General features: G+C 64.7%; 2 protein-coding genes. Both read right to left on the bottom strand.

Annotated elements, in window-relative coordinates; all coding sequences use genetic code 11:
• Window positions 1–814 precede the first annotated feature (814 nt).
• Window positions 815–13,657 (bottom strand): autotransporter-associated beta strand repeat-containing protein, encoded by a 12,843-nt coding sequence (locus AC3A57_RS02035; RefSeq protein WP_487577344.1) that lies wholly within the window; start codon window positions 13,655–13,657, stop codon window positions 815–817.
• Between the two features lie 1,065 nt (window positions 13,658–14,722).
• On the bottom strand, window positions 14,723–19,432 hold the full coding sequence (locus tag AC3A57_RS02030; protein WP_487577702.1) for an ATP-binding protein: 4,710 nt from the start codon (window positions 19,430–19,432) through the stop codon (window positions 14,723–14,725).
• Window positions 19,433–19,624: the final 192 nt, after the last annotated feature.

The following is a 19,624-nucleotide window of genomic DNA, read 5'->3' as shown; positions in this document are numbered from 1 at the left end:
GATGCCTAGTTGGAAGGAGTTGCTATCGACAGTCTGGTATACGCCATGGGGTTTACCGATCGATTGTTCTGGGCGCGGTGTCGAATATGAACTTCGTAGCCCAGGTAGTGGCGACTTGCTCTCCACCAATCAAGCGACTGGCTATTCCGCAAGCGGGACATGCCCACTCCTCGGGCCGGAAACGACTGTCGATGCTCAACTTCTTTAGGCGGTAGTACTAGTCCCATGGAGAAGTTCGGGCCAAGGCCAGTCTCCCATGGAGGCCGATATGGTGACGTAGGGGTCTCCCCCTTCGCGGAGGGCGGCGATACGTTCGATCGAATACCTTCGTGGTTGCAGTCGGCCCCAATGATCAAAAGTGGCAAGCCACGTTTCGCCGCTACGTATGTTGCTCGTATTCAAGAATGCGATCAGTGGTATGACTGCATGCCAGCTTCCGTCGCGAGTCAGCTGCCAGCGATCGTCACCCAGTTCATTCAACCATAGAAAGTTCATCGCCTTGTCTCGGCCGCTTTGATGTGGAGCCTGGCGAGAGAGGTGGTCAGCTACGCTTGGCTCCAACCTCGTGGCTACAGCAGCGTTACGGGGCGCCAATCTTAGCGGACTTTCATGTCCTGATTGGCCCGGCGTCGCATGGTGCCGCTGTCATTCGGGCTTTCGCCCTGGGGCAGTGCATCGAACAGGCCGAGTGATTCGTATACCTCGGCGTCGGTACCGAAGTCAGTAGGGCAGGGCAAAGGGGCTGTCTAGTCGAGCGCCCAAGCTGCTGCGGCGCGACAGGCGGCCGGACCGTCAGGTGCCGGCCGCCCTTCGCTCACCAACGGATCCTCACACCCAGGTTGGCCTGACGCTGTTTGACGTCGCTGCCGTCCAGGCTTTCGCCGTAGGACAGCACGCCGAACACGCTGACCTTTTCGTTCAACTCGGCTTCCACGCCGATATCGACGGTCGCCATCAGTCCTAGCTCGTGGTTCGGGAATGCCTGCACCTGTCCGGCGGCACCAGGCGGCAGCACGACCAGGGCGTTGTCTTTCTCGCCCACGGTGTCCTGCACACCGACCGTCGCCCAGGGACGTACTCGCGCACCGCCGGCGGTCTCGAACGTCTTATCGGCGCGCACCGCTACTCGCGCGGTGCCCAGCAGGTCGTCGTCCATCACCAACTGCTTGCCGCTGGCATCGAGCTTGTCTTCCCACTGCATCGCACTGGCGCTCAAGTTGACCTGCGGTTCGACGGTCCAGCCGTTGCTCAAGCGAAAGCGATGCCCGAGCTGCGCGCTCGCGGTCAGGCTGTTCCCGCCGATCTCTTCCTTGAAACCATCGGCGACCGCGATGGTGGCCTCCGGCAATTGCCCGACCAGGGTCATGTCAAGGTAGGTGCCATTCTTCCAGCTGACGCTGCCATACATGCCGACCATGGGCGTCTCGACGCGCACGTTAGCCTCGCCGATGCCTTGCAAGTCAGTCGAGTTGGTGCCACTGGCCCAGTAGTTGCCTCGCTGGAACGCCATGAATAGGCCGCCGCGCAAGGTGCGGGTCTCGCGATCCTGCAACTGCGTGTCGACGCCGGCGTACAGGCCAAGCGTGTCGCCGCTGAAGGCGAAGCCTGGGTTGGCGCCCATCTCCAGTTCGCTGCCAGTCGCGGCCATCCAGAAGCCGTGGCAGTCGCCCTCCAGTGACCAGTACGCGCGCTCCATTTCTTCTTCGTGCGAGCCGCAGCGCGGGGTGTCGCCACGCACGCCAGCCATACGTTCAAACAGCAGGCGGTTGTTCTCTTGGACCAAGGCGGCTCCGATGCTTGGCAATATGGCGTAGCCGCCGATTTCCGGCAGGATGTTGTTGGCTTCGGTGTTGAGGTACCAGCCGTCGCTTTGACGGTCGAAGGTCCAGGGCAGCACGCTGCCCGTCAAGCGCACCACGCCAGCACCCGCCGCGGTGAAATTGCCTTCGGTGCCCGTATTGTCGTTCGGCGCCGAGATCACCTGGATCGAGGCCGGCTGCTGCGGGGTCTCACTGCCGTCGCTGAGGAAGGTCACCGCGGTGGTGCCGGTGACGTCGCCGCCGATATTCAGGCCGCCCGAGCTCTGGCCGCCTGGCGACACCGTCACCGTCAACCCGCCTCCACCCGTGTAATTGCCGCTGATGCCGAAGCGGGCGTTGCCGACCGTGATCACGCCCGAATTGGCCACATTGCCGGTCAGGTTGGCACCGCTCATGCCGATCAGCTCCGAAGTGCCGTCGATCGACAGCAGGCCGTTGCCCAGGTTCAGCGGTCCGGTCAGGGTCAGCTGCGTGCCGGTCAGCAGATCCACCCGTTCCCAGTTGGACAGCGGGTTTACATCGCTCTGATCCAGGGTCATGCCATGGAAGTTCACCTGGTCTTCGCCGCCAGCCCCGCCATCGAAGCGAGTCAGGCCGTTCAGGTCGCCACCGCGGAAATCAGCTCGGTCGTTGCCGGCTCCGAACTCGAAGTTGCCGATCACCGTGCCCGCCGAATCGAAGGTGTCGTTTCCGTCGGTCCCGGTGTACGGGCCAGTCGCCTTCAGGGTCGATCCGGCCGCGATCTTGGTGTTCTGCGCCGCGACGCTGCCGGTGGCGGTGACCTCGAGCAGGCCGCCGATCACGTCGACGTCGATGAACTCGGACGGGCCGTTGATCTGCAGAGTACCGGTACCGGACTTGGCCAGCGATTCGAAGCCCAGCATGCTGCCCAGCGGCACGCTGTTGGCGCCGTCGATGTGGGCTTCGATCGTATCGATGCCCAGACCGCCTTCGACCGTGCCGGTGGCGGCAGTGGTCTCGTGGATGATGAAGCGGTCGTCGCCGTCGCCGAGGGCAAGCGTGCCGGTGCCGGTATCGAGCGTGCCGGCCAGGTCGAACACGTCGTCGCCGTCGCCCAGATCGCCGGTCGCCAGCAGATTCGCTCCGGCAGCCACTTCGACCGTATTGACGCCGGCGCTGCCGGTCAGCTCCGTCGGATCCGATGCCAGACCTCGCACGCTGCCGCCGATCGACAGAACGGTGTCGTCGGCCATCGCCACGGTCGGCGTCTGCAACGTACCGGCCACGCTCAGCTCGCCGGCGTTCAGGGTTGTGCCGCCGCTGAAGCTCTGCGCGCCCACCAGAGTCGCGATGCCAGCGTTGTCCTTCTGCAGATACTCGAAGTTGATCGTGTTCGAGGCGTCAAAGGTGAAGGCGCTCGCGGTGTCGAGCACCACGGTATCGCCGGTGCCGTGACCGCCACCACTGATCACCGCATTGAGTACCGCACCGTCTTGGAGGGTCAGCACGTCTTCGCCGTCGCACAGGTCGATGGTGCCGCTGCCGGACACGGTGCCGGCCACGCTCATGCTGTCGTTGTCGGCGCCACAGCCGAAGCTGCCGTCGACGTTCAGGGTGGCGCCAGCCGCGACCACCGTGTTCAGCGGACTGCCGGCGATCGCGGTCACGCTGCCGGCCGGTCCGATGTTCAAGGTGCCGCCGAGCACGCTGACTTCCTGCAAGTCGGTCGTTCCCGGGCCGGTGATGTTGAGCACGCCAGTACCCGTCTTGGTGACGCCTTCGAAGTTGGTCAGCGAGCCCAGATCGGCGCTCAGGTTGATATCGTAGACGCGGGTATCCAGACCAGCGCCGCCGTCGATGGTGCCCAGAACGGTGGTCCCGTCGTGGACCACGAAGCTGTCGTCGCCGTCGCCGAGGGCGAACACCCCGCCCTGCGTGTTGAGGGTGCCAACGACGTCGAGCACATCCTCGCCCGCGCCCAGATCGCCATTGGCCAGCGCCGTGCCGTTGACAGTTACGGCATTGATACCGGCGCTGCCGGTGATCGCTGCGGCGAGGCCTGCACCGGCGTCCAGGTTGCCGTCGACGGCCAAGGCGGTGTCGTCAGCCATCGCCAGGGTCGGCGTGCTCAGGGTGCCGGCCACGGCCAATTCGCCGCCGTTGAGGCTGGTACCGCCACTGAAGCTGAGCGCTCCAGTCAGGGTCGCGGTGCCTGTGTTGTCTTTCTGCAGCAACTCGAAATTCGCCACACTGCCGGCACCAAAGCTCAACGGCCCGGCGTTGTCGAGCACGACCGCATCGCCGGTCCCTGCGCCGCCGTCGAGCACGCCCGCGAAGCCGCTCAGGTCGGCGCCGTCGTTGAGGGTCAAGGTGTCGTCGCCGTCGTCGAGGGCGATCGTGCCGGTACCGGCGATGGCGCCGGCCACGGTCATCGTGTCGTCGCCAGTCGAACCGGTGAAGCTGCCGTCGACGTTCAAGGTGGCGCCGTTAGCCACGGTGGTGGTGACCACGCCGCTGACGCTGCCGGCGGGGCCGACGTCGAGCGTGCCGCCGACGACGTTGACTGTGGTGAAGTCCGATGCGGCCGGACCGTCTATGTTCAAGGTGCCGGTGTTGGTCTTGGTCAGGGTCTCGAAGTTGGTCGCGCCGCCCAGGGTCGCGTTGCCGGCGAAGTCCGCGACCAGGGTATCGACGCCAGCGCCGCCGTCGATCGGCGAAGCCAAGCCGCTCATGTCGGCGCCGTCCTGCAGGATCAACTGATCGTCGCCGTCGAGCATATCGATCGCGCTGGATCCGCTGACGTTGCCGGCCACGGTGAAGCTGTCCGCGCCCGCAGTGAAGCCCAGATTGCCGTCAACCACCAGGCTGGCACCATTGGCCACCGTGGCGGTGTTGACCCCGCTCACGTCGCCGCCAGCGCCAATGTCGAGGGTGCCGCCGTTGACGTTGACGGTGGTGAACGCTGAAGCGGCCGGACCGTCGATATGCAGAGTGCCGGTGTTGGCCTTGGTCAGGGTTTCGAACCCGACCGCGCCCCCCAGGGTGGCGGTGCCGGCCAGGTCGGCAACGAAGGTGTCGGCGCCGGCGCCGGCGCCGCCGTCGACGGGATTGCTCAGCCCGGACAGGTCGGCGCCGTCCTGGATGGTGAAGGTATCGTCGCCGTCGAGCAGCTCCAACGTGCCGTCGCCGGTCACGGTGCCGGCCACGGTGAGGCTGTCGTTGCCGGCGGTACCGGAGTAGCTGCCGTCGACGTTCAGGGTTGCACCGTTGGCGACGGTGGTGTCTTGAGCGATCACGCTGCCCGCCGGAGCGACGTTCAAGGTACCGTCGAGTACATCGACGGTGATGAAGTCCGACGCGGCCGGGCCGTTGATGTTGAGTGTACCGTCGCCGGTCTTGCTCAGCGTTTCGAAGCCCTGCACCGCGCCAAGGTCGGCGCTGGTGACGATGTCGGCGTTCAGCAGGTCGGTGCCGCTGCCGGCGGCGACCGTGCCGACGATGGCGGTGCCGTCTTGGATGGTGAGCGTGTCGTCGCCCGCGCCCAGGTCGAGCACGCCGGCACCGGTGTCGAGGCTACCGGCGACATCGAGCAGGTCGCTGCCGTCGCCCAGATCGCCGGTGGCCAGCAAGCTTCCGCCCGCAGCGACGTTGATGGTGTTACTGCCGGCGCTGCCGGTGATCGTCGTCGCGGCGCCCGCGCCGCCCTGCACGCTGCCGTCGACATTGAGCGTGGTGTCGTCGGCCAGGGTCATGGTCGGGGTGTCGAGGCTGCCGGCCACGGTCAGGGTGCCGTTGTTTAGGACGGTGCCGCCGCTGAATGCCTGCGGCCCGGCCAGGATCGCCTCGCCGCTGTTGTCCTTCTGCAGCACTTCGAAGTTGGCGACATCGCCGCCGTTCAAAGTCATGACGCCAGCCGTGTCGAGCACCAGTCGGTCGTTGCCGGCATCGCCGTCGATCGGATTCGTCAAGCCGCTGATGTTGGCACCGTCGCTGAGGGTCAAGGTGTCGTCGCCGCCGCACAGATTGACCGTGCCGCTGCCGCTTACCGTGCCGGCCACCGTCAGGCTGTCCGCTCCGCTGCCGCAGCCGAACGCGCCGTCTACGTTCAAGGTGGCGCCGCTGGCCACAGTGGCGTCGAGCGCAGTGCCTGCGGCGGCGGCGATGCTGGCACCCGCGTGCACGTCCAGGGTGCCTTGGAGCACCTGTACTTCCTGCAGGTCGGTAGCGCCCGGGCCGTTGATGTTGAGCACACCCGTGCCGGTCTTGGTCACGCCCTCGAAGTTCTGCAGCGCGCCGAGGTCGGCGCTGGTGTTGATGTCGTAGGTGCGGGTATCCGCACCGGCGCCGCCGTCGATGGTGCCGATCACTACGGTGCCGTCGTGCACGACGAAGTTGTCGTCGCCATCGCCGAGAACGAACACACCGCCGCCGGTGTCGAGCGTACCGATTACGTCGAGCACGTCGTTGCCAGCCCCCAGGTCACCGTCGGCCAGCAGGGTGCCGCCGGCGCCAACGACCACCGTATTGACGCCGGCATCGCCGGTTACCGCGACGGCGGTTCCACCCGCGGCCTGCATGCTGCCATCGACGTTGAGCGTGGCGCCATCAGCGATGGCTACGGTCGGCGTTTCCAACGCGCCGTCCACGTCGAGGGTGCCGGCGTCGACCAGGGTACCGCCGGTGAAAGCCTGGCTGCCGGTGACCGTCGCGGTGCCGGTGTTGGTCTTCTGCAGCACTTCGAAGCCAGCGGTATTGCCGCCGTTGAAAGTCAGCAGATTCGCGTTGTCGAGCACCAGCGTATCGCCGGCGCCCAGGCCGCCGTTGATCGTGTTGCTAAGGGCCGCGCCATCCTGCAGCACCAGACGGTCGTCGCCGGCGCACAGGTCGATGGTTCCGGTGCCCGCCACGGTACCGGCCACGGTCATCGAATCGTTGCCGGGGCCGCAGCCGTAACTACCGTCCACATTCAAGGTGGCGCCGCTGGCCACGATGGTATCCAGGGTGTTGCCGGGCGCGGGCACCACGCTACCGCCGGCGGCGACATTCAGGGTGCCTTCGGCCACCGTCACGGTGGTGAAGTCCGAGCTCATCGGCCCGTTGATATTCAAAACACCGGTGCCGGTCTTGCTAAGCGACTCGAAGCCCTGCACGGCGCCCAGGTCGGCGACCGTGTCGATGTGGGTGTTGAAGGTATCGTTGCCGGCGCCGGCCGAAACGGTGCCGTCGATATTGGTATTCTCATGGATGGTCAGGGTGTCGTCGCCGTCGCCCAGCGCTAGCACGCCGCTGCCGGTGAAGAGAGTGCCGGCCACGTCCAGTATGTCGTTGCCCGCACCGAGATCGCCGCTGGCCGCCAGGCTGCCGCCTGCGCCCACCGTGACGGTGTTGTCGCCGGCGCTACCGTTGATCTGGGAAAATCCGCCGCCGACGCCTTGGACTGTGCCATCGACGATCAGTTCGGTGTTGTCGCCCAGGTCGAAGACCGGCGTTTCGATGATGCTATCGGCATCGACTTCCAGCACGCCGACTGCGACGGTCACGCTGGTGTCGAAAATCTCCGCTCCGGTCAGTGTGGCGGTACCGGTATTCTGTTTGACCAAGCGCTCGAAGTGTTCGACTCGACCAAGATTGACGGTCAGCGCCGAGGCATTGTCCAGCACCAACTGGTCGTCGCCGCCGATCCCTCCGCCCACGCCGGTTCCGGCGAGGGTGGCTCCGTCTTGTAAGGTCAGCGTGTCGTCGCCAGTCCCCAGTTCCAGGCCGCCGCTGGTACCGGTATCCAGAAGCCCAGCGACGGTCACGCTATCGCTGCCGCCGCCGAGGTCGCCGTCGGCGCGCAGGGTGCCGCCACTGTTTACAGCGATGGTGTTGGTACCGGCGCTACCGGTGAGGGTTGCCGCCGCGCCGCCCGCAGCTTCGACGGTACCGTCCACGTCGAGCACGGTGCCGTCGGCCATTGACAGGGCCGGTGTCTCCAGCCGGCCGTCCACGTCCAGAGTTCCGCTGACGAGGTCGGTGCCCGCGGTAAAGCTGTGGTCGTCGACGACGGTCAGCGTGCCTGTGTTCTGTTTGGTCAGGCGCTCGAAGCCGGCCGTCGTTCCGTCATTACTGAGCACGAGCGGCCCCGTGTTGTCGACCACCAGGTTGTCGTTGCTGCCGGCGCCGCCGGTCACGTTGGCGCCGTCGCTAAATTCGAAGCCATCGCGCAGGATCAGCGTGTCATCGCCATCGCCCAGGCTGAGGTTGCCGAAGCGCATCAAGCCGCTTAAGTCGAAAGTATCGCTTCCGCCGCCGAGATCGCCCTGGGCATCGAACACATCGGCGCCGGCCATCCGGACGGTTTGGTTGCCCGCGTCGCCGGTGATCGTTGCAGGGGTTTGGCCCGGCCCACCGAATGCACCTCCCTCGGTTACCGCGAACGTCGAGGTGCCGGTCATGTCGAGGGTCGGCGTGACCAAGCCGCCTCGGTTCTCCAGCGTGCCGGCGCTGATGGTGACCGCGCCGACGTCGCTGGTGGTCAGAGCAGGCGGCTGCAGTATGGCGGTGCCGGTGCCGATCTGGGCCAGCGTGCCGGGGCCACTTATGAGGCCGCTGACAGTGAAGGTATCGCTGCGGTTGAGCGACAGGGTCGAGGTCGGCGAATCGATGATCACCTCGCCGCTGCCGACATTACCGGTGGTACCTCCGTTGCCGACCATCAGGTTGCCGTCGTTGATGACGGTATTGCCGGTGTAGGTGTTGTTGCCGGTGAGGATCCAGTTGCCGCTATCGTTCTTGGCCAGGGTGGTTGCGCCGGTGCCGTTATTGCCGATGGTGCCACCGAAGGTGTTGGCGCCGGTGTTGGTGCCGCCTAGGGCCATAGTGCGCGCGGTATTGGTGCCCGACAACGTGACCGCGCCGGTGTTGGTGAACTGGATCGCGCCGGTGCCGGAGGACTCGATGAAGCTAACGCCGGGAGTCAGCGTGAAGCGACGGTCGGTGGTGTCGCCCGCACCGGTGTAGCGCAGGGTCGAGCTGTTGCCGATCACCAGGTTGGAGGGGGCGTTCGACGAGGCGCCGATGCTGCTGGCGACGCCGCCGTTAGCCATCTGATCGACGCTTAGCACGCCACCGTTGATGATGGTGGCGCCTGTGTAGGTGCTGTTGTTATTGGTCAGGCGCCAAGTGCCAGTGCCGGCCTTGGTCAGCGAGGTAGCGCCAGTGCCGTTGTTGTCCAGTTGCCCGGAGAACACGTTGTCGCCGGTGTTAGTACCGGTCAAGGTCAGGGTACGCGCGGTGTTGGCGCCGGCCAAGGTCACCGGGCCGGTGTGGGCGAAGGTAACGGTGCCAGTGCCGGAGGAGTCGAGGGCGCCGCCGCTGGTGCCGAGGGTGAATTCGCGGTTGGTACTGGAGCCGGTGCCGACATAGCGCAAGGTACCGTTGACCACCAGGTTGGTGGGCGCAGCACTGGAGGAGCCTATCGAGCTGGCGACGCCACCGTTGTTCAGGCAGTTGACCGATAAGGTGCCGGCGTTGATAACCGTGGGACCGGTATAGCTGCTGTTGCAGCCGGTCAGCGCCTGGTCGCCGCCGCCGTTCTTGATCAAGCTGCCGGTGCCGCTGATAGCGCCAGCGTAGGTGGTGCCGCCGTTGCTGAGGGTCAACACGGCGTCGCCCAGGGTGATGTTGCCACCGGTGGTGCCGCCGCCGTTGAGCGAGGTCACAACCGTGTCGAACCCGGCCAAATCCAGCAGCACACCGGCGGTATTGTTCAGGGTCATGATCCCCTGCGGGCCGAAGGCATTGGTGGTGCCCGCGCGCAGCACTCCCCCCGAAACCGCGGTGTTGCCGGTGGAGGTGTTGGTCCCGGACAGCACCAGGGTGCCCGCGCCGCCCTTGTTGAAGCCGCCGCCGCCGATGATCTGGCCGGTCATTTGCAGGGTGGTGGCCGCATTGATCACGCTGATGGTATTGCCGGTACCGCCGGCCAACTGAAAGCCGCGATCAGTGGTGACGGTGGCGCCGGTATAGTTCAGAACGCCGCCGTTGAAGACCAGGTTGGTGGGCGCGCTGGTCGAGGCACCGATGCCGCTGGCGACCCCGCCGTTGGCCAGGCAGTTCACGGTCAGGTTGGCCACCTGCAGGCTGGTGGGGCCGGTGTAGGTGTTGTTGCAGCCGTTAAAGGTTTGGGTGCCGCCGCCGGCGCGGGTGATGCCGCCTGTGCCGCTGATGGCGCCCGAGTAGTTGCCGCCGTCGCCATTGATCGTCAGGGTGCCGGCATCGAGGGTGATGTTGCCGCCATTGGCGCCGCCGCCGCTCAGCGGGCCGATGCTGTTGTTGAACCCCTCCAGGTCGAGCAGCACGCCAGCGGTGTTGGCCAGGGTCATGGGCCCATTGGCTGCGCCGAACGCCTGGGTTGAGCCGGCGCGCAGGATGCCACGGTTGACCGTGTTGCCACCGGCGTAGGTGTTGGTGCCGGACAGCACCAGGGTGCCGTCGCCGTTCTTGGTCAGCCGACCGGTGCCGACCGCCGCGCCGCTGACGGTTAGGGTGGTCGCGGCATTGCTGACATCGACAGTGCCGTTGCCGGCACCCACGGTGAAGCCGCGGTTGGTGCTGACTGTGCCGCCGGTGTATTGCAGGCCGCCGCCGGCGAGGACCAGATTGGCGGAGGCGCTGCTCGCGCGGCCGATGCCGCTGACCAGGCCGCCGTTGGCCAGGGTGTCGACCGACAGCAGGCCGCCGCTGACGGTAGTGATGCCGGTGAAGTCGTTGCTGTCGTTGGACAAGGTCAGGGTGCCGGGCCCGCTCTTGGTGAAGTTGGCGCCGTCGGGGCTGGTGACCAGCCCGCCGAAAGTGAGGTTGGCGCTGGCGCTGGTAACTTCGACCCCGGCACCGATGATGGCGCCGGACTTGGCGAAGGTGAAGCCACGGTCGCTGGTGTCGCCCGGACCGGTATAGCGCAAGGTGGCGCCCTCTAGACGCAGGTTGGCCGGATCGGCGGAGGAGGCGCCGATACCGCTGGCCGCGCCGCCGTTGCCGATGTCGGCGACCGCCAGCGTGCCCTGCACCACCTGGGTGGCGCCGGTGTAGGTGTTGTTGGTGCCGGTCAGGGTGACCAAGCCGGTGCCGGCCTTGGTGAAGCCGATGCTGCCGCCGTTGTCGACAATTTGCGAGGCGATGGTGTAGTTGCCGGTGCTGTTCTGCTGCACGCTCAATGCGCCACCTATCGGGCCGGTCAGCATCCCGCCGGTGACGAGTTGGTTGGTGTTGAGGACCGAAGGCGCGACGATAATGGTGCCGTCCACGCCCAGGGTCTGGCCGGGCTGCACGGTCACCGTGGTGGAGGTGGGCACGGTGTAGCGCAGGCCAGCCAGTTGGACGCTGCCGTTCACCGTGCCGAAGAATCCATTCACGTCGGTAATGTATTCATTGGGCAGCCAGTTGGCGGCGTTGTCCTTGTCGGTATAGTCGGCATCGACGAAGGCGGTAATGTTGCCGCCGACCACCTTGGCGTAGTCGGTGCCGTTGACTGTGGCCCAACCGCCCAGCACGGTATTGGTGGTGGTGATGTTGCCGCTCGTGGGCAGATTGAAGTTGATCAGCCCGCCAGTACGGGTGATGGCGCCCAGGTTGACGGTCAGGCTACCGCCAGTGCCGGACTTGGCATCGATGGTGTTGTTGCTGCCGGTGATGTTCAGGCCGTCGAAGGTCTGGGTGTTGCTTTCGCCGTTGGCGCCGATGATGTTGAGCCGACCGCCGCCCAGGTTGAGGGTGGAATCGCTGCCGATGATGCCGCTGCTCGGGCCGCCGGCGGGGCTGAAGTCCAGAGCGAGGATGCCGCCGTTGATGGTGGTGTCGCCCGTGTAGGTACTGGCGCCGGTCAGGGTTTGAGTGCTGGCGCCCAGCTTGGTCAGGCCGCCACTGCCGGTGATGCTGCCAGCGTAGGTACCGGTGCCCCCGCTGGCACCCTGCAAGGTCAGCATGGCGCTGCCCAGCGCCACTGTGCCGCCGCTGCCGGTGATGTTGGGCAGCGTCTTGTCGAAACCGTTCATGTCCAGCGTGCCGCCGTTGACGACAAAGCTGGTGGACGCGCCGAAGGCCCCGGCCGAGCCCGCGCGCAGCACGCCGCTGTCGACGATGGTGCTGCCGGTATAGGTATTGGCGCCGGTGAGCACCCAGGTGCCGGCGCCGGCGCTGCGCAGATTGCCGCCACCGGACACGACCCCGGCCAACACATTGGCGGAGCCGGCGTAGGAACCGCCCAGCGTTGCTGTGCCGCCAATGGTCGTGGCGCCTGTCAGCGACATGGCGCCGCTGCCGTTGTTGGCAAGGGTGCCTTGGATGATGCTCCAGGTACGGTCGGTGCTGGCGGCACCGCCGGTATAGCTCAGGGTGCCTGACCCATTGATCGTTATCGTGCCGGCGGTGCCGAACGAGCTGGCGGTACCGGTGTTGGCCAGCGTGCTGGCCCGCACCATGCCTGCACCGCTGACTGCAGCGCCGCCGTTGAACGTATTGGCGCCGGCGAGGGTTACGGCGCGCCCCGCTGCCGCCGAAAAGGTGCCGGCGGCGCCACTGATGACGCCTTGTAATTGCAGATCGGCCGTCGATGCGCTAAGGGTTACCCCCCCTCCCCCGCCTAGGGCGATGTTGCCAGTCAGGGTCAGGGTGCCGGTGCCGGAATTGGAAAGCCCAATCGAGTTTCCCGAGACTGGGTTGAGGGACCAATTGCGGTTCGAGCTATCGCCATCACCGATGTAGGACATCGTGGCGCTGTTCCCAAGGGTTGGCTGCAGGGTGATGCGGCCGTTCGTCGCGGTGGTGGGCGCCCCCAACGAACTCGCCACTCCCAGATCGCGAACCGAAGTGAAGGAGGTGCCCCCGATAAGGGTCGTTGCACCGGTGTAGTTATTGGCGTCGTTGGTGAAGCTCGGGTTGCCTCTGACGCTCAGGCCCCCAGCTCCGGTAAAGAACGCGCCGCCAAGGGCGGAGCCGTTGACGCTGGCGGTGCCCCCAACCAGAGTGATCGTGCGGCCGGTCAAGTTCGCGCTGCCGGCGGTCAAAGATGTGGTGTCGGCTAAGCTGACCCCGTTAGTGGCGGCACCCAGCGCGGCATTGCTGTTGATGTTCAGACTGCCGCCGGTGACGTTTATGTTGCCAGTGAAGGTATTGGTGCCGGATAGCGTCAGACCGCCGTTGACGGTCATGCCGCCGCCGAAGCTGTTGTTTCCGGAAAGCGACAGGCTGCCTTGGTTGAGGCTCAAGCCGCCGCCGAAACTGTTGTTGCCGCTCATGGTCAGCGTTCCGGCCCCGGTCTTAACCAGGGCGCTGGCGCTGTTGACTGTCGAGGCGATGGTGGAGCTTCCGGACGTGACTGAGAGGGTCGGATTAACCCCGCCCAGGGTCAGGGTGTTGCCGGTAACCGTGTAGCCGTTGGTCTGGAACGTCATATTGTGGACGGTGATTGGCCCGCCCAAGGTGACGGTACCGGCGGTCCCGCCGAAGAAAGCATCGTCCAGGGCTGCATTGTTCCACGTGCTGTACGGGCCGCTGACGCCGTCGTTGTTGGTGCTCCAGTACGAATTGGCCGCGCTCGTACTCCAGGTTCCAGGCCCCCCACCAAGACCGATGGCGGTGCGGTTGAAGTCCCAGTATCGGTCCGCCGCCCATGCCGGCGCATACAGCGCCAGCAGGGCGAAGAACACGCCCAGCTGCAGCGGCCAGTTGCCCGCTGGCGGCGTGCCCTTGACCTGATCGCGATCGAGCGGCAGCGCGAGTATGCGCTTGCGTTTGTCGACCCCGCCCCGGCTCTTGCCGCGGGACGTGGCGAGTTCGGAGACGACCACCCAGGTATTCAGCGCCTGCGACCAGAGGATGCGGAAGATACGGTTCATATGTTTCTCCGTGTGAGTCGCGTGCGCCTTTAAGGTGAAGGTGCGCCGACCTATGTCAGTGACAGTTGTTAGGTACGAACAAGTCGATGCGTTGGATGAAGAAATTCACGCTTCGTGCGTGACTGCGGCGAGCGCGTGCAGCGAATGATGAGCTGAAGCTTTCGCGGAGCGGACCAGGCAGCGTCTTGAAGGGGAAATGTGGCTAGAACGGGCGCAATGCGCGGAACCAGAACAGCGCTGCTCCCCCTCTCCGGACATAAGCGCTCACGTTCGATTCGAAAGGCTTCTACACCCGGCAATAGCCAAGTCGCAAGCGAATTCGCCGTCTCGCAATGACTGTGCACGACGATCGTTGGGAAATGAGTCGCAATCGACGAATAGTCTGTGGGCCGCCCGCTTCTTGTGGTGAGGAAGCGTTAGTTTCAGTGAGCATTCGATAGCGATGCCAATCAGCGTCTGCGCCTGCATGGCCAGTAAGATTCGATTCCATAGCGTCCCCTCGTATGCATTCATGTCGGATCGAACTGCTACGACTGCTTCAAAGCTCGAAATCTTCGGTATGGTTCAGTAGCTCGACGAAGATGGGCTGATGCCGCGCATTAGCGGCGGCGAAGCGCCCCTCGTCGACCCACGGCAACTCCGTCGCCATCGTGCCCCGACGGTGGTAGGCAGATCGCCTGGATGCGCTGCAATCGCTCGCCGGCCCAAGCCATTCGCTGGCGACGGCGTCCTATAGGCGCTTCAAGTCCGACGCAGCGCTGCGATAGAGCACGCGCGACCTGCCGGATCTTGTCCGGGCCATGCTTCAGCACTTGGGAAGTGCAGCCATCTGTGTTGACATTCGAGTCCCCCGACATAGCCCCGGCTTAATGTGACGCCTATCTCATTTTAAGCAGGCGCCTATCAGCCTCGATACTGGGAAAAGTCTTAGAGCCGCTAAATCGACGAGGGCGGGCACTGGGGCTGCACTCACCGCGACTCGGCTGTCCCTGGGGCTTAATCAGGACGATGGCGTTGCGGGGCGCACGGCGGTCCGTTCGGCACGACTGCGCGCGTGGAAGTTGGTCAACTGGAATGGAATTGGGCCAGATAGCGCCTTGCCATCTCCAACGAGCGACGAAGCTCCTGAAGCGCTTCGTCGGTCAACGCATGCAGCGTCGCATCGTCGCCGATTGCGGCTTGCTCGACCCGCTCGAAGCAATCTCCGGCCGCTCTTTGTCCCATCTGGAAGCACGCCGACTTCATCCGATGCGCCAATTCGCCCATCGTTCGACGATCCCGCGATTGCATCGCGCTTTCCAGCGCCGTCGCGTCGACTTCGCTGGTACCGAGGTAGATCTCGAGCAGACGCCGCAACGCGGCCTCATTCCCGTTCAACAGCGTTAGCAGCTTCGATAGTCCAGCGGGAATGCCGCTTCGTGGACTCGCTGCGTCGGCCTGCTCGATGAAGCCGTCGGGATGGAGGATATCGCGCAGCTTTGCCCTCAAATCCTCGATGAGCATTGGCTTGATGAGCAATCCATCCATGCCGATCGCCAAGCATCGCTCTCGATCGGAGACGAGAACGCTGGCAGTCAACAACAGTATCTTCAATCTCGCCCCCCCGTTCCTCGCCTCGCTGTTGCGAATCCGTTCGGCCAGTCGATAGCCGTCCAGACGCGGCATTTGCCCATCGGTGATCAGCACGCAATAGCGACCTGGATAGCGCTGTAGCAGCGTCCAGGCTTCTTCACCATCTTTGGCCATGTCGCAGCGGAGTCCCAGCAACTGGAGCTGCCGGAACGCGACCTCGCGGTTCGTCGGGTTGTCTTCGGCCAGCAACGCGATCGGTCGCTGAGCGAAGGGGACATTCGAGGGCGAAGCCGGGTTCCGGTTGGAGGGCGACTGCCGCTCTTCCTTCACTCGCCGTAGAGCTAGCTCGATACCACGCAGGAGGCCTGCCTCGGTGAGAGGGCAACCGTCGATCCAGTTGAGCCGATCAGGTGTAACGTCGCCCGTGTTGTGCCGGCGGACGGCGACGATAGGCATGGACTGTGCGGTGCCGGCGCGCTCGGTCAATTCGACGCCTACTTGCAGTGGCTCTCGTTTATCGATCAGGATCACGTCGATCGGCGCCGCAGCGACCTGTTGCAACCGAGTCATCGCCTCCTCGACGCCGAATACGAATTCGACCTCCGCGCCCAGCCAATGCAGCAACTCGCGGACGAATCGCCGGCCGCCCTCATCTTGCGCGACCACCATTGCACGAACGCCATTCAATCGCTTCGGCGTCGCTTCGCAGGAAGCGTCGGCCGGTGCCGAGACCACCAGGTCGAAGCGCGTGCCGCGCCCCAATCGGCTATCGCATATGATATGTCCGTCCATGGCTTCAACCAGGCTCTTGACGATGCTCAAGCCGAGTCCGGTGCCCCCGTAGCGCTGAGTGGTCCCGGCTATCTGCTGGAACGGCAGGAACAAGCTCTTAATGCCCTCCTCGTCCATGCCGATGCCGGTGTCGCTGACCTGGAACCGGAGCCTGTCGGGCCCATCCATCGTCACATCGATCTCGACGCCGCCGCTCTCTGTGAACTTCACTGCGTTGGCGATCAGGTTGGTGAATATCTGGTGCAAGCGCGTCGCATCGCCCACCACATGCGTCGGCACGTCGGCCGCGATGCAGACATCGATGTCGATGCCACTTTTGTAGGCCTGGGAGCTGAACGCACCGGCGACGGACTCGACCAGGGCACGTATCGGTACGTCGCTCTTCTGCAGGTCCAGCTTCCCCGCATCTATCTTGGACAGGTCCAGGACGTCGTTGATCAGCGATAGCAGGATCGAGGAGGATTCCTTGCATATGTGGAGCATCTTGCGCTGATCGGTATTTAAAGGCGTCCTGTCGAGCAGATCGATCATGCCGACCACCCCATTCAAGGGCGTGCGGATTTCGTGACTCATAACCGCCAGGAACTCTCCTCGCTGGCGTAATTCTCTATAGCTCCGCTCTTGGGACACGTCATGGATCATGCCGGAAAATATCTCGCGCACGCCGCCGGGTTGCCCCATCAATTGGCCGCGTAGCCTGACCCAGGTCCATCGGCCATCGGTACTGCGCAGCCGGTACTCGATATCGAGATCCGCCGCCGACAGGCCGCGCAGGCCCTCGAATGATTCCTCTATCGCCTTCCTGTCGTCCGGGTGAACCAGGGCGACATAGTCCGTGATATCGAGAGCCCCCAGACCGGCGCCGTCCAAATGACGGACGCCGCCGCGCTGGAGGTCGATTTCCACCATTACGCCGCCGGCGGCCGACATCGCCAGGCGCAGGCGCTGGTCACGTTCGCGTAACGTACTTACGTACTCGCGGCGGCGGCGGCGGCCGGCGAGGACGGAGAGAATGAGCCACGTCGCCAGCGAAACAGCTGCCGCCGCGTAGATAAGTTTGGCCCACCAAGTGAGCCAAGGCGAAGGATCGACTTCCACCGACAACAACAATTCCCGAACCTGGACGCCCTGGCCGTCGAACTGCCTGACCTGCAATTCGTACTTCCCGGCCGCGAGATGGTGATAGGTGATAGATAGGTCGGGCGGCAAGTCCTGCCACTGCTCCTCCAGGCCGGCCAGGCGGTACGACAGCGAACGTGACGCTCCGGAACTCGCGATCCGGAAGGCGATGCGGCCGTCGCGGAATGAGGTCCTGATCCCACGCAACTCGCGACCGAGATAGTTGACGAATGTCGCATCGCCAATCTCATAGCTGGCGATGGAAATCATGCCAGGATCGGTATGGCTCAGACGGCGGGGATCCACTCGCCAAAGTCCCTTCGACGTACCGAAGTAGAGGTTGCCGTCGCGACCGTTCACTGCGCCAGACTTCCTGATGGTGTCGTCGGGAATCCCGTCTATCGAGGTATAGGCGTTGAACTGATCTGCCTTTGGAAGCCACCGGGCGATGCCTCGGTCCGTGCCTACCCAAATCTCGCCCGCGGCATCGTTCAATATCGCTTCGATGGTCTGGTCCGGAAGCCCATCAGCGACGCCGTAGCGACGGAAGCGGACGCGGCCATCGTGACCGAACATCGCCCTGTTCAGTCCCGCGCGGGTCCCGATCCAAAGCACGCCCTGGCCGTCGAAGTACAAGTCGAGGATGTGGTCGTCGGACAGGCTGCCCGGATCGTCGGGGCGATGGCTGAATTGGGTCGTTTGGCCCGAATCCGGCTGGTAGTGCAACAGCCCACGCTCGGAGCCCAGCCACAGGGATCCATCCGGTCCGGCGACGAGGCTCGTCAGGATTCGATCCGCGCCGATCCCAATGCTACGCAGCCGCTTCTGCCCGGGCGGCACCAAGGCCAGGCCGTGAGAATGCGTGATCACCCACAGACCACGCGTCCTATCCACGACCATGGCGGTGGTATAGACCGCGGGCCGGTCTTCGAACGGAATTGGGTCCGCCCGCCCGTTGCGGCCCCAGTGCACAAGCCCCATGCCACCAGCGACCCACAGCCCACCTTCGCCGTCGTCGACAATGTCGCTGATAGTCGTGGCTATGCCCGGATACGTCGCGTCCAGGGCCTGTCGCAACGCCGGCGGAATCGCCTCCCAGCTCCAACGCACCGAATCGAACTTGGTTAGCTCTTCGCTGCAAAGAGACACGTAGAGCTCGCCGTTCGCGCTTTCGTGCAGCGCGCAGACGGCGGCCGTGTTCTTGCCTGGCAAGCCGATTCTCTTGACACCGTTGTCCATCAGCCGGAGCCGATTGACGCCGCCACGGGTGCCTATCCACAGTGTGTTGCTGCCGTCCACCGCAAGCGACCAGATTCGGTCGTCGGCCAGGCTCTGCGGGTCAGTAGCGTAGTGGCGATAAACAGAAAGTTCGCCGCGCTTCGGGTCGAGCCGGTACAAACCGCCCTTGGCGTCGATGTTGCTCGCGAGCCAGAGCACTCCATTGCGATCGACCACCATCGTCGTCGCCCGCAGCATGGGCACCGGAGTGGCAATCCGGTTTGGGACGCCGCCTGCCCGCATACGCCACAACTGGTCGCCGGCGACGAACCACAGCCCTTCTGCATCGGCCGCTATGCCGGTGATCGACCGGCCGCCCGGAATCGTGGCCAAGGCAGCAACAGGATCGGTGCGATCAGCGTCGAATCGAATCGCGTTGAGTTCGGAACCGACTGATGCGAACAGGATTCTGCGGTCCTGATCGAACTCGAAGCTCGTCAGATCGCTAGTGAATGCTGAGCTCGGCATCACCACGGAAGCCGTTCGCTGCGAAGTCACTATTCGCAAGAGCCCCAGATTCGTGTGCAGCCACAGAGCGCCGGTGCTGTCGCTGCCCATCCAATAGATGGACGTCGCAGTTTGACCGTCTTCGGTCCGTATCGGCGTGCGCTCCAGTCGTCCCGTCGCGCGATCCAGACGCTGGACTACGCCGTCCTCGTTTCCGATCCACAGCGCACCGGACGTGTCAGCCAGAAATTGAGAGATCCGACTGGCCAACGACTCGGGATTGTTCGGATCACGGTCGAGCGTATAGAAGTCCCTGCCGTCGAAACGGTGCAGGCCGTTGTTGCCACCGACCCATACGAACCCGTGGCGGTCCACCAGGACTTTCAGGGCTCGGTCGCTGGCGAGTCCTTTGTGGCGATCGAAGAGGTCGAACGCGCCCTCGCCGCGGCTATGACTCAGGCTGATTGTCGACAACGGGTCCGGACTGGGCGCAGGCCTAGCAGCGGCCTCTGTCCAGCCGAGTATAAGCAGGACCAGGGCAAGCACATGGACGACCGTGCGCGGCATGTTCACGCTATCTGATTCGCCGTATTCAACAGTTATACTGGGGTCGCACGCGTGTCCTCCGAGCGAAACTGACCGCAATCTCCCGACGTCGAAGCCGATCGAAACGTCCGTCGTCCACGAAGACGTCCGAATTCGCTCCCCACCCGAACACGAACGCACGCCAGCGGATCGTCCCACGCCAGCCCCAGTCTG

The sequence above is a fragment of the Lysobacter sp. Soil_C_15 genome (assembly GCF_057657315.1).
The sequence above is the reverse complement of the archived record's forward strand: the minus strand, read 5'-3'. Positions and strand labels throughout refer to the sequence as shown.